The sequence below is a fragment of the Leifsonia sp. TF02-11 genome, assembly GCF_017565305.1.
GTDB lineage: Bacteria > Actinomycetota > Actinomycetes > Actinomycetales > Microbacteriaceae > Leifsonia.
Map to the genome: position 1 here is coordinate 95945 of NZ_JAGEKP010000001.1, position 11930 is coordinate 107874.

Genomic DNA, 11930 nt, shown 5'->3' on the forward strand with positions numbered 1-11930 from the left:
GCGCCGAGGGGCACTCTGTTGTCCCCTTCGCACCTCGAAAGGGACAACGACGTGCCCCTCGGCGGCAGCGGACGGGTCAGGCTGCGGCGAAGCGGAAGAGGCCGGCGCAGACGCAGGCCCAGATGAGGCTGACCAGGGTGCCGATGATGAACCGCTCGCGGGCCTCCGGCGCCTCCAGCTCGGTGAAGCGGCCGACGCCCTTGATCGCGATCAGCACGCCGAGGGCCTCGGGGAAGCCCGCCATGATCGCGCCCGTGGTCGCGAACCGCTCGAGGAACCCGATGGTCGTGCCGCCCCGCAGCACCTCCCTGGTCTCCTCCAGCCCGCTCACGCGGTCGTGGACGACGATGCCGCCGTGGACGCCGGGCACCGCGGTGCTCCGGGTGGCGAGGGCGAGCGCGAGCTGGGCTGCGGGGCCGCCGCCGATCACGCTCAGGACGAGGGCGACGACGCCGATCAGCACCCGGAAGGTCAGGGGCGCGCTCTGTTGAGGGATCGCGACCAGGAGGAACGCCAGGGCGAGCAGCCCCGCCGCGGTATAGACGAGCGGGCGCCGCGGAGTGCGCAGGGTGGCGACCATGCAGCACACGGAGGCGATGGCGACCACGAGCGCCAGCGCCCACAGGGCGATCGGCAGCGCGGCCTGGAGGAACTGGGGCAGAGGCAGGGCGGTCATGCGGCTCACGTTCGGTCGGCGGACGTTCTGTCGGAGAAGCGGCGGGCGGCCGTGCTCAACCGGAAGTCGTTCCCTGGGCGGCGTCGGCGCTCTCCAACAGCCTAACCAGGGCAGGCTGTGCGGCGAGGTCGGCGCGCAGCCCGGCCGCGCGGGCGCGGTCGCTGACCGATTGGGGCGTGATGCCGAGCCGTGCACCGGCCTCGGCCTGGGTCATCCCGGTCGACACGAGGTCGTACAGCTCCCATCCCGCTGCGCTGCGACCCGCGCGCAGGCTGAGCAGCAGGCCCACAAGCGCCTCCGCGTCGGCGGCCGGCTGCGGGGCGACGAGCGCTTCGGCGGCGAAGCGGAGCGGTGCCCGCTTGGCGCGCGTGACCGCGGCCCTGGCGGCGACGAACGCGTCGCCTCCCGCCTCCCTGGTGTGCGGCGGAAGAGGAGTGCGCACCTCCCCGATGCCGAGACCGACGCTCCACGCGTCGCCGCGGGCGAGTGTCGTCACGATGTCGAGGGCGGCGGCGGCATCCGCGGTGAGCGCCTGCAGCTCGTCGCCCGCGTTGCGGTCGACGGGGAGCAGGAGCCGGTCGCCGAATCGCTCGTCGAGCGCCGCGAGCACCGGCGTGACGATGTCGGGTCGGCCCCGGCTGTCGACCTGGTCGGCCGTGATGACGAACATGATCCCTCCGATCAGGGGTTTTGGCCTGATCGTGAGCATATCAGGGTTCATGGCCTGATTCAATGATCATCAGGATCTCTGACCTGACTGCAACGCCGAGCCCGGTGACCGCCGCTGCTAGCCTGGGACCGTGCCAGAAACCGCCGCAGCCGCAGAACGGAGCAGCGCAGAGCAGAGGCTCAGCGCGCAGACCAACGACCCGACGTTCGCCGACGTCTGGGACGAGCTCACGTGGCGCGGACTCGTCCACGTCTCGACCGACGAATCCGCCCTCAAAGAGCTCCTCGCCGGCGACCCGATCACGTATTACTGCGGTTTCGACCCGACGGCGCCCAGCCTCCACCTCGGCAACCTGGTGCAGCTCCTGCTGATGCGCCGCCTCCAGCTCGCCGGGCACAAGCCCCTCGGGCTCGTCGGCGGCTCCACCGGCCTCATCGGCGACCCGCGCCCGACCGCCGAGCGCACGCTGAACACGAAGGAGACCGTCTCGGAGTGGGTCGGCTACCTGCAGCAGCAGGTCACCCGCTTCCTGTCCTCCGAGGGCGACAACGCCGTGCGCCTGGTCAACAACCTCGACTGGACGGCGCCGCTGTCGGCGATCGACTTCCTGCGTGAGATCGGCAAGCACTTCCGCGTCGGCACGATGCTCAAGAAGGACGCCGTCGCGGCGCGCCTCAACTCCGACGAGGGCATCTCGTACACCGAGTTCAGCTACCAGATCCTGCAAGGCATGGACTTCCTGGAGCTCTACCGTCAGTACGGCTGCGTGTTGCAGACCGGTGGCAGCGACCAGTGGGGCAACCTCACGAGCGGCACCGACCTCATCCGCAAGGTGGAGGGCGCGCACGGCCACGCCATCGGCACGCCGCTCATCACCAACAGCGACGGGACCAAGTTCGGCAAGAGCGAGGGCAACGCGATCTGGCTCGACGCGAACCTCACCAGCCCGTACCGCATCTACCAGTTCTGGCTCAACGCCGACGATGCCGACGTCATCGACCGCCTCAAAGTCTTCACGTTCCTGCACCGCGACGAGATCGAGCGGCTCGAGCGCGCCGTCGCCGAGGAGCCGTTCCGCCGGGAGGCGCAGCGCCGCCTCGCCTACGAGGTGACCGCGCTCATCCACGGCGTGGAAGCGACGGAAGCCGTCATCGCCGCGTCGGAGGCGCTCTTCGGGCAGGGCGATCTGGCCGGGCAGGACACGGGGACACTCGAGGCCGCGCTGCGCGAGCTGCCCAATACGATGACGGCGGCCTCCACCACGATCGCGCAGGCGCTCGTGGACACCGGCCTCACCAAGAGCCTCGGCGAGGCGCGCCGCGCGGTGGGCCAGGGCGGCGTCTACGTCAACAACGCCAAGGTCGAGGACGCCGACGTCGAGGTGGGGGAGCACCTGCTCCCCGGTGGGATGGTCGTGCTGCGGCGCGGCAAGAAGACCCTCAGCGGCGTCTTCGTGGAGTGACCACTCCCGGGAGCCCTGCGCCGGGTCAGAGTGATCGGGCGGCGCCCGGCGGCAGTACTCCTGCTCGGCGGTCGAGTTCGTCGAGCAGGCTCGCGGAGCGCACGGAGTCCACCTTGCGGACGAAGGGCATCGAACTGCGGACGATCTCGTCGAGCTCGTCCAGGGTGAAGGTCTTCGTCATCGATCGATCGAGAAGGTGGATGTTCGCGTAGTCGGCGACCTTCTCGCCGCGGAAGGGGCCGACGCCCCCCTCCTGGGTCTGCGATGCGTACGGACTGCGCAGAACGGCGGTCGGAAAGAACGTCTCCTCGGGGGATTGGGTCGTCCGGAGCAAGCGGCGGTAGTGGTCGGCGGCCGGGAGGACGGCCTCACGGATCGCGGCGGCTGTGAGCACGCACCATTGACTGCCGAGGATGAACTGGTCTTCGCCGGGAATCGTCCTCGGGAACAGCCTCGATACCCGCTGCACCAGCTTGCGCGGGATTCCGTAGAGGATCCGCCGGTACCCCGTCTGACGCACCGGGAAGGTGTCGTAGAACTGGCGGAACCGAGTTCTGCTCTGGTCTGCGAAGTCGTGGTACGGCGCTCCCGAGAGATAGAGCCGCTTCGGCGGAGCGTCCAACTCGGCGACGATCTCTGCAACCGGCCTCAACGGATAGCAATGACCGGACAGCAGCACGATCTGCTCCTCGTCCGACAATCCGGTGAGGGAGTCACGATAGAGCGCCAGAATGGCCTCGACCAGGCTCCACCCTCCCCAGTTCGTCGTCACCCGCGACTCGCTGATCCGGACGTTCTCGATCCCCGCGAGTGCGTCCGCGAATGGTCTTCGATCGCGACGCCCGTCGATGTGGACGACGACGGGATACGGGGCGAGTCTGCGGCCGAGCCGTGCGAGCATTCGGGGATCGTCATGGGCGAGGACGGCGAAGGTGGTCAACGATTCCCTTTCGAGGCGTGGGCTCTCATTTGCGCGATCCGACGCAGCAGCGGTCGTCTGCCGCGAACCGGAGCGAGCGCCGCCCGCCTCTCGAGTTCGTCGAGTTCGGCGCCGAGGCCCGGGGGGATGGAGTCGATGGGGAAGCCGTCCCGACGCCAGGCGAACCAGGACGGGGCGAAGCCGAGCATCAGCTCGCCCAGCAGAAGGAACGACTCCTCGACGAGCGAGCTCTTCGACCGGGACGCGCGCCAGGCGACCTGCGCCGTCACCTGTCCGGGATGGCGCCGGTAGATCACCCGTGGAACCGTCGAGCGGACGAGTCGGACGCCCTGGGCGGCGGCACGGAGCCACAACTCGTAGTCCTCGCTGGGCACCGGGCGATAGCCCTCCAGGTCGCGTAGGACGGCTGTCCTCGCGAGCATGGTCGGGTGCATGAACGGGTTGTCGACCAGCAGTACCAGCGGCGTGAGCGGGTGCGCGATCGGTTCGAGGCGCTGGGGTTTGACCACGGGGGTCCCCGAGAACCAGTTGACGACCGGGGTGAAGGCGATGTCGGCGCCGGCCCGCAGGGCAGCGGCCTGAGCCTGCCAACGGCCGGGGAGCACGATGTCGTCGGCGTCCATCCGTGCCACGAGCGGGGTCTCGACACGCTCGAGGAGCTGATTGAGGGAGGCCGCGACCCCGATCGACTCCGATGACTCGATGACCTCGACTCGCGAGTCGCCGAGAGAACGCGCGGCTTCCGCCGTCGCGTCCGTGCTCCCGTCCGATCGGAGAAGCACCCGGGATCCGGCCGGCAGGCCGCGAAGCGTCGACGAGATGGCGGTCCGAACGCTCGCCGCCGCGTTCCTCGCGGGGATGATCACGGTGATCGGCTGGCTCACGGGTGGGCTCCATCCGTGCCGAGGGCGGTCAGGAAATCGTCGAACCGACGCTGCACGTACGCTTCGAGCCGGTCGGCGATGCCGCTGTCGTCCGGGAGGTGATCGTGTTGCGCCGCAAGCCGATCGAGAGCCTCGGCCAGTGCGCACTCGTCGGGAACGCCGATCAAGAGCGGTCCGGCGATGTCGGCGATCTCGGCCAGGGCCGGACCGCTTCGAGTCACGACGGTGCGGCTGACCGCGAGTCCTTGCCACACCTTGTTCGCCAGCACGGTCCGAGCCTTGGGAGAGTCGCCGAAGACGCCGAGCACCACATCGTGCTCGCCGACCACTCGGATGAGTTCGCCGTGCGAGACCGGCTCGACGAATTCGCATCGATCGAGGATCCCGAGGTCGTCGGCGAGAGCGCGGAACGACTCGAGCCGCACGGCCGGTGCGGCGAGGACCAGGGTCAGTCGCGTGGCCGTCCGTCGCGTCTCCGCAAGCCCACGGAGGAAGAACGGGATTCCGTGGAGCGGGAGCGCCCCTCCCGAGTAGAGCACCCGCAACTCGGTGTTCTGCGGGCGTGGCTGCGGTCTGATCCAGGCGGGAGAGCCCACGGGAAGGGTGAACACCGAGGTGTTCTTCCCCGCCCGCGACCGGAGTGTCTCCGCGCGAGCGTCGGTGTCGATGAGCAGGAGGTCCGCCAGGCGCGCCGCGGTTCGGTCGACGAGGGAACACCAGCGCGCGCGAAGTGAGCCCGGGCGCGCGCGTCCCCAGTCTTCGACGACCGTCTCGTATTTGCCGACGAACGCGTCCACGACGAGCCGTGCCCCAGCGACCCGCGCGATCAGCCAGGCCGCCGGGACGAACGGGAGGGAGAACTCCGGCACGACGACGTGGCTGCTCCCGAGCGATGCACGCAGTCCGCGCGCGAAGTCGCGCAGCAAGCGGATCGGCTTCGGCCCGGAGGTGACGCGGTCGACGACCACGACGTCATGCCCGGCCTGGCCGAGGCTCGCGCGGATGCGTTCGTTGCGCGGGTAGTTCCTGTCCTCGACGCGCAGATACACGATCCGGCTCATGCGCCGACCGCCCCCTGCTCCGTTCGGATCGAGCGAGAGCGCAGTGAGCGCAGGGTGTCCAGACAGAAGAGCGCCGATCGGATGGCCGCGGGGAGGAGGGGCGGCGCGATGCGCAGGAGGAGCATCGCCGCGGCGAGCGGAACGCTGTTCCTCGCGACGCCGACGAGTGCCAGACCGCGTGCCCTGCGGACCGCCGCTGCTGTCGTCACCCGCATCTGCCGGCCGTCGACTCCCCAGCGGACGGCGGTCTTCACGGCGGCGAGGCAGAAGAAGCGTGCGGTGAACGTGTCACGAGCGGCTCGGGACACGCGGCCTCCGACGAGTCGCAGGACATCGTCGTGGGCGGACTCGAGTGCGCCGATGTCGGGGGTCCGCACGCGGGTGATCGACCCGGGTTCGCGGCGGTAGACGTAGACGGTCTCCGGGATGAGGCGCACGACGCGGGCGTTGGAGAAGGCGCGGGCCACTCCCACGACGTCGCTCTGCGACACGTACCGAGGGAACGGGGTGTCGCCCAGCACCGTGCGCCGAAAGAGCTTCGACCAGAGGAATCCGTGAAGCTCGCCGCCGATCAGCAGTGCGCCGGCGGCGTCGGCCTCGATCGAGCGCGCCGACGTCACCGCGGCGACACCGTCGATGCGACGCCGGTCTGCGGCGCCGGGGCCCCAGCGGAAGTCGGCGCGCGCACAGACGACGTCCGCGCCGTCCGCGTGCGCGAGGAGGGCGCTCAGGCCGGCGCTCGACCACTCGTCGTCGTGGTCGACGAACCAGACGAACTCGCCGTCGGCGAGCGAGATCGCTTCGTTCCTCCGCGCCGCGACCCCGGCCGACTCCGAGTGCCGGACGAGCCTGATGCGTGGCGAGCCGCCGATCAGCTCTTCGAGAGCCGACCCGGTCGCATCGTCGGAGCCGTCGTCGATGACGACGGCTCCGACATCCGCAAGGCCCGTCACATCCCGCAGCCGTTCGGCCAGGGCCGTCACGTGCTCGCCGGCGTTGCGCACAGCGACGATCACCGTCGCGGTGCGGGTCGAGCTGGGGGTCATCGGTCACATCCAAGTCGTGGGTAGCGGATCCACGTCACGGTATACTAGATGATCAATCTGGCCGCGAACGTTCTTATGGTCAGTATCGCGCCGACACCCTCCGGGAATGCCATGACATCCTCCAGCCCACGGTCACGAGCGGCCGCCCTTTCGCGATTCCGGTTCTTCGCGGGAGCGGTACTGGGCTACCTCGCTGTGCCGATCCTGAACGCGGTCTCTCCGTTGCTGGCGCTTCCGTCGATCACCGCGTCGTACGGCGGGCCGGCCTGGGAGGCGATCGCCGTCGGGCAGTCGCTCGGAGGAACAGCGGGAGTGATCGTCGAGCTCGGCTGGGGATTGTCGGGGAGCCAACGGGTGGCGCGGATGTCCGGACGGAGTCGTGCGCGCACGTTCGGCATCTCGCTCCTGACGAAGGGGATCGTCGGCGTCCCGGTGATCGGCCTGGCCTCGGTCGTCGCCTTCGTCATGGCACCGGAGGGGTACGGCCTCGAGTCGGCGACCGTCGCGGCGGCGGCCGGGATCGCCATGTTCTCCGCCGGCTGGATCTTCATCGGCATCCTGAAGCCTCGGCTGTTCCTCTTCACGGAAGTCCTGCCGCGGGCGCTCCTCATCTCCGGAGCCGCCGTCGCCATCCACTTCGGTGCTGCACTGTGGGCGTACTCTGGCGCGCTCCTGCTGGCGGCGGTGGGCGCCCCGGTCGCGGGAGCCGTCGTCCTCGGGCTGCGATGGTGCGATCTGACCGCCCTCGGTCCGCGTCGACTACTGAGGGTGATCGGATACCAGGGGGCGGCGCTGAGCACGAACGTGTTCTCGAGCGTGTACATCTCGCTCGGTACGACGGTCGCGACGCTCGGCTCGGCGAATGCCACCCTGCTTTTCGCCTCCGTGGATCGCCTGCAGCGGATGCTCCAGCAGGTGCTCCGGTCCCAGAACTTCGTCTTCAAGGGGTGGGTCGGCCGGGAAGTGGATCCGAGCGTGCGAATCCAGAGGGCGGTGCGCGCCACGATGGTGAGCACGCTGATCGGCGTGGTCAGCGGCATCCTCTTCGCCGTGTGCAGCCCGTGGGCGGCGGACGTCATCTTCTCGGGCACTGTCACCGTCCCTCCGCTCGCCGCGGCGATCTCCGGTCTGAGCATCGCCATCATCTGCACGACGATGTCGACGGGTGCCGTGCTCCTGGTCGCGTTGGGTCGCGTGGGCGCCGTCGCCAGATCCGCCGCGACCGGGGCTGTGATCGGGCTCCCCGGGATCTTCTTCGGCGCGATGTTCTTGGGGGGCACCGGCGCACTCGCCGGCCAGTTGCTGGCGGAAGCGTCGGTGCTGGTCGTCCAGGTCGTCGCTGTGCGTCGGCGCCTGCGCGAGAATCGAGAATCCGGTCGCTGGCAGACCTCCCTCGTGCAGGGACCTCCGACCGTGTCGTCGGCGGACCGGCATCCGGGCGGCGGGTCCGGCACGGTGTAGCGTGATCGCATGACAGGTGAGCGCGCGGACGCCGCGTCCGACGACGGCGACGCCCTCGTCGCGCGCCTCGACGTGATCGAGGCGCAGCCGCTCGCCGAGCGCGCCGACGCGTACGCGCAGCTCCACGAAGTCCTTCAGGCCCGGCTGGAAGGCAGCGACCGGCTCCGGGATGACTGAACGACTCGACGTCGCCCTGGTCTCCCGAGGACTCGCCTCCTCGCGGACGCGAGCGGCGTCGCTCATCGCCGACGGTCTCGTGACCGTCGACGGCCGGCCGGTCGTCCGCGCCTCGACGAAGGTCGGTGAGGAGCAGGCGCTGCTGGTGGCCGGTGCAGACCACTACGTCAGTCGAGGGGCGCACAAACTCCTCGCCGCCCTCGACGGATTCTCGGTGCCCGTCGCGGGCCGGGTCGCGCTCGACGCCGGGGCCTCCACCGGTGGGTTCAGCCAGGTCCTGCTGGAGCGGGGCGCCCGGCTCGTCCTCGCGGTCGATGTCGGGCACGGCCAGCTCGACCAGCGGCTGGCCGGTGCGGACAGGCTGCGCTCGTTCGAAGGGGTGAACGTACGGTCACTCGACGCCGCCGGCTTGGCGGAGCTGACCGGTGACGACACCGTCCCGCAACTCGTCGTGGCCGATCTCTCGTTCATCTCGTTGACGCACGTGCTCCCCGCGCTGCGGTCCGTCGCGACGGACGACGCTGACTTCATCCTTCTGATCAAGCCGCAGTTCGAAGTGGGCAGGCAGGGCGTCAGGGAAGGGATCGTGACCGATCAGGGGCTGCGTCTCGACGCGGTCGAACGCGTGCTCTGGGCGGCCCATGATGTGGGACTGGGGACCGCAGGAGTGATGGCGTCGCCGATCGCCGGGACGCACGGCAATCACGAGTTCCTCGCCTGGTTCCGCGTCGGGGCTCCGGATCCGTCGTCGTCTCGCGAGCAACTCCTCCACTTGGCGCTCTGAGTGAACGTTCTCCACAATTCCGGCGCCTCCCGCACATTCGCCGCTCGAAAACCGACAGAATGGAGGGACGCAGCCAGTAGGAATCGACGAGCTCGTGAGGAGGCGACGTGACGGCATCGGGTGACGCGCAGCGATACATCCTCGTCGTCGCGCACACCGGTCGTCGAGACTCGCTCGAGGCGGGCGTGCAGGTGTGCCGGCAGCTCGTCTCCGCCGGTGTCATCCCTGTGCTCAGCGAAGACGAGCGGCGCGACCTGCTGCTCGCCGCTCCCGACCTCGACTCCGTCGCGGTCCTGGGAGACGAGGTGAGCTCCAGCGACCTCGAGCTGGTGATCGTGCTCGGCGGCGACGGCACGATCCTGAGGGCGGCCGAGCTGGTCCGCGGCTGCACCGCGCCGCTGCTGGGCGTCAACCTCGGGCACGTCGGCTTCCTCGCCGAGAGCGAGCGCGATGATCTCGAGATCGCCGTCGCCCGCGGGCTCGCCAAAGACTACGAGGTCGAGGAGCGCATGACGCTCTCAGCACGGGTCAAGGTCGGCAAAGAGGTCGTCTACGAGAGCTGGGCGCTCAACGAGGCGACGGTCGAGAAGGCCAGCCGCGAGCGGATGCTCGAGGTCGTCATCGAGGTCGACGGCCGACCCATGTCGAGCTTCGGGTGCGACGGCGTCGTGATGTCGACGCCGACCGGCTCCACCGCGTACTCCTTCTCGGCCGGCGGCCCGGTCGTCTGGCCGGGCGTCGCCGCGCTCCTGCTGGTTCCGCTCAGCGCGCACGCGCTGTTCTCTCGGCCGCTCGTGGTCGACGGCGACTCGTCGCTCGCCGTCGAGCTGCTCGATCGCGCGGGCGGGGAGGGCATCCTCTGGTGCGACGGCCGACGTGCGTTCGACCTGCCGCGCGGCGCGAGGGTCGTGGTGCGTCGTTCGCCGATCCCTGTGCGGCTCGCGCGACTGCACCAGGGGCCGTTCACCGACCGGCTCGTGCACAAGTTCGATCTTCCCGTGACCGGGTGGCGGGGGCCGGCCGGCCGTGAGTGACGTGCGTGGAGGCATCGAAGAGATCTCGATCCGCGATCTGGGCGTCATCGCCGACGCATCCCTCCCGCTGGGAGCGGGGTTCACGGCGATCACGGGTGAGACCGGAGCGGGCAAGACGATGGTGGTCTCGGCTCTCGGCCTGCTGCTGGGCGAGCGCGCCGACACCGGCGCCGTGCGCGTCGGCAGCCCGCAGGCCTGGGTGGAGGGCCGTTGGCGGGTCGCCGGTGCCGGCGACGTCGTGGAGCGCGTGCGCGACGCCGGGGGAGACGTCGACGAACTCGGCGGCGGCGAGGCCGAGCTCGTGCTCAGCCGCTCGGTCTCGGCCGAGGGGCGTTCGCGTGCGGTCGTCGGCGGGCGGGGTGCGCCCGTCAGTGTGCTGACCGAGCTGGGCGGCCAGCTCGTGGTCGTGCACGGCCAGTCCGACCAGATCCGGCTGCGTTCGGCCGTCGCCCAGCGCGAGGCTCTCGACCGGTTCGCCGGTCCCGACTTCGCCGAGCGGGTCGACACCTACGCCCAGGTTTTCCACCGCTGGCGGGACAACCGTTCCGAGCTCGACGAACTGGTCGCCGACCAGGAGCGCCGGGCCCGTGAAGCCGACGACCTGCGCGCCGCCATGTCCGAGATCGAGGCCGTCGCCCCGCAGCCGGGGGAGGACGACGAGCTCGCCGAACGCGCCGAACGGCTGACCAACCTCGAAGAGCTGCGTCTCGCCGCCGCCGGCGCCCGCGAACTGCTCTCGGCGGAGGAGTCGGAGGGCGCCGACGCGCTGGGCCTGCTCGACAACGCCCGCAGGCAGCTGGAACGCGTCGCACCGCACGACGCCGAGCTGCGGCCCCTGGCCGAGGCCGTCGCCAACGCCAACTACCTCGTCTCCGACATCGCCGCGCAGCTCTCCACCTATCTCGCCGCCCTCGACACCGACGGCGCCCGCGAGCTGGAGGTCGTCCAGGAGCGCCGCGCGGAGCTCGCCGGGCTCGTCCGCAAGTACGGCCCCGCCCTCGACGACGTCATCGCGACCCTCGAGACCGGTAGCCTGCGTCTCCTGGAGCTCGACGGCGACGCCGACCGCATCCAGGAGCTCGCGGGCGAGGTCGAGGCCGACGCCGCGCTCGTCGCCGAGCTCGCCGCCGACCTCGGGGCACGCCGCAGGGAGGCCGCGCAGCGCCTCGCCGATGCCGTCTCCGACGAGCTCGCGGCGTTGGCGATGCCCGACGCGCGGATCGTCGTGGAGGTCACCGAGCGCGAGGAGTACACGGCCAGCGGGCGCGACCAGGTCGCCATCCTGCTGCAGCCGCACCCCGGCGCCGAGCCGCGTCCGCTCGGCAAGGGCGCCTCCGGGGGCGAGCTCTCGCGCGTGATGCTGGCCATCGAGGTGGTCATCGCCGGCACCGACCCCGTGCCCACGTTCATCTTCGACGAGATCGACTCCGGTGTCGGCGGCGCCTCCGCCATCGAGATCGGCCGCCGGCTCGCGCGCCTGGCCGAGAACTCGCAGGTGATCGTCGTGACGCACCTCGCCCAGGTGGCGGCCTTTGCCACCAACCACCTCACCGTGGTCAAGGGCAGCGACGGCGCGGTCACCGAGTCCAGCGTGCGCCGTCTCGACGGCGACGAGCGCATCGCCGAGATGGCCAGGCTGCTCTCCGGCCTCCCCGACTCCGAGAGCGGGCTCGCCCACGCGCGCGAGCTCGTCGAGATGGCCGCCGCCGCGCGCTGAGTCCGACATCCGTCCGCG

12 protein-coding genes are annotated in these 11930 nt (G+C 70.5%); 6 read left to right on the forward strand and 6 right to left on the reverse strand.

What is annotated here, in order from left to right:
* Positions 1 to 76 precede the first annotated feature (76 nt).
* Both JNB50_RS00465 and JNB50_RS00470 read right to left on the reverse strand, forming a co-directional pair.
* Positions 77 to 676: a hypothetical protein gene (locus JNB50_RS00465; RefSeq protein ID WP_208038150.1), complete on the reverse strand. Its 600-nt coding sequence runs from the start codon at positions 674 to 676 to the stop codon at positions 77 to 79.
* 55 nt (positions 677 to 731) lie between these two features.
* The gene (locus JNB50_RS00470) at positions 732 to 1346 is read right to left on the reverse strand and encodes a DNA-binding protein (protein WP_208038151.1); all 615 of its coding nucleotides are present in this window, start codon (positions 1344 to 1346) and stop codon (positions 732 to 734) included.
* Positions 1347 to 1476: 130 nt separating this feature from the next.
* On the opposite strand from JNB50_RS00470, the gene tyrS reads away from it, so the two are divergent.
* On the forward strand, positions 1477 to 2808 hold the full coding sequence (tyrS, locus tag JNB50_RS00475) for a tyrosine--tRNA ligase (protein ID WP_208038152.1): 1332 nt from the start codon (positions 1477 to 1479) through the stop codon (positions 2806 to 2808).
* Between the two features lie 25 nt (positions 2809 to 2833).
* Here the strand turns inward: tyrS and JNB50_RS00480 are convergent, their stop codons facing one another.
* Genes JNB50_RS00480 through JNB50_RS00495 form a run of 4 tightly spaced genes read right to left on the reverse strand, consistent with a single transcriptional unit; the run spans position 2834 to position 6739 of the window.
* A complete protein-coding gene (locus JNB50_RS00480; protein WP_208038153.1) occupies positions 2834 to 3709 on the reverse strand; it encodes a beta-1,6-N-acetylglucosaminyltransferase in 876 nt (291 codons plus the stop codon).
* 35 nt (positions 3710 to 3744) lie between these two features.
* Entirely contained in the window at positions 3745 to 4632 is an 888-nt protein-coding gene (locus JNB50_RS00485; protein WP_208038154.1) for a glycosyltransferase family 2 protein, read from the reverse strand.
* Positions 4629 to 5693: a hypothetical protein gene (locus JNB50_RS00490; protein WP_208038155.1), complete on the reverse strand. Its 1065-nt coding sequence runs from the start codon at positions 5691 to 5693 to the stop codon at positions 4629 to 4631. Before JNB50_RS00490 ends, JNB50_RS00485 begins: the two co-directional genes overlap by 4 nt.
* Positions 5690 to 6739 (reverse strand): glycosyltransferase family 2 protein, encoded by a 1050-nt coding sequence (locus JNB50_RS00495; protein ID WP_208038156.1) that lies wholly within the window; start codon positions 6737 to 6739, stop codon positions 5690 to 5692. Before JNB50_RS00495 ends, JNB50_RS00490 begins: the two co-directional genes overlap by 4 nt.
* Before the next feature lie 111 nt (positions 6740 to 6850).
* On the opposite strand from JNB50_RS00495, the gene JNB50_RS00500 reads away from it, so the two are divergent.
* The 5 genes from JNB50_RS00500 (at position 6851) to recN (ending at position 11912) form a co-directional block, all read left to right on the forward strand.
* Positions 6851 to 8200, forward strand: a complete 1350-nt coding sequence (locus tag JNB50_RS00500; protein WP_208038157.1) for a polysaccharide biosynthesis C-terminal domain-containing protein — start codon at positions 6851 to 6853, stop codon at positions 8198 to 8200.
* Positions 8201 to 8209: 9 nt separating this feature from the next.
* Positions 8210 to 8377 carry a hypothetical protein gene (locus JNB50_RS00505; RefSeq protein WP_208038158.1) on the forward strand — a complete coding sequence of 56 codons (168 nt, stop codon included), beginning with the start codon at positions 8210 to 8212 and terminating at the stop codon, positions 8375 to 8377.
* Positions 8370 to 9161, forward strand: a complete 792-nt coding sequence (locus JNB50_RS00510; RefSeq protein ID WP_208038159.1) for a TlyA family RNA methyltransferase — start codon at positions 8370 to 8372, stop codon at positions 9159 to 9161. Before JNB50_RS00505 ends, JNB50_RS00510 begins: the two co-directional genes overlap by 8 nt.
* Positions 9162 to 9268: 107 nt before the next feature.
* Complete coding sequence (locus JNB50_RS00515) at positions 9269 to 10195, forward strand: NAD kinase (protein ID WP_208038160.1); 927 nt, start codon at positions 9269 to 9271, stop codon at positions 10193 to 10195.
* A complete protein-coding gene (gene recN, locus JNB50_RS00520) occupies positions 10188 to 11912 on the forward strand; it encodes a DNA repair protein RecN (protein ID WP_208038161.1) in 1725 nt (574 codons plus the stop codon). Before JNB50_RS00515 ends, recN begins: the two co-directional genes overlap by 8 nt.
* Positions 11913 to 11930: the final 18 nt, after the last annotated feature.

Bases quoted from the DNA above. Each gene is read 5' to 3' on its own strand.
- JNB50_RS00465 (WP_208038150.1), bottom strand. From the start codon at position 676: ATGACCGCCCTGCCTCTGCCCCAGTTCCTCCAGGCCGCGCTGCCGATC.
- JNB50_RS00470 (WP_208038151.1), bottom strand. From the start codon at position 1,346: ATGTTCGTCATCACGGCCGACCAGGTCGACAGCCGGGGCCGACCCGAC.
- JNB50_RS00480 (WP_208038153.1), bottom strand. From the start codon at position 3,709: ATGCTCGCACGGCTCGGCCGCAGACTCGCCCCGTATCCCGTCGTCGTC.
- JNB50_RS00490 (WP_208038155.1), bottom strand. From the start codon at position 5,693: ATGAGCCGGATCGTGTATCTGCGCGTCGAGGACAGGAACTACCCGCGC.
- JNB50_RS00495 (WP_208038156.1), bottom strand. From the start codon at position 6,739: ATGACCCCCAGCTCGACCCGCACCGCGACGGTGATCGTCGCTGTGCGC.
- JNB50_RS00500 (WP_208038157.1), top strand. From the start codon at position 6,851: ATGACATCCTCCAGCCCACGGTCACGAGCGGCCGCCCTTTCGCGATTC.
- JNB50_RS00505 (WP_208038158.1), top strand. From the start codon at position 8,210: ATGACAGGTGAGCGCGCGGACGCCGCGTCCGACGACGGCGACGCCCTC.
- JNB50_RS00510 (WP_208038159.1), top strand. From the start codon at position 8,370: ATGACTGAACGACTCGACGTCGCCCTGGTCTCCCGAGGACTCGCCTCC.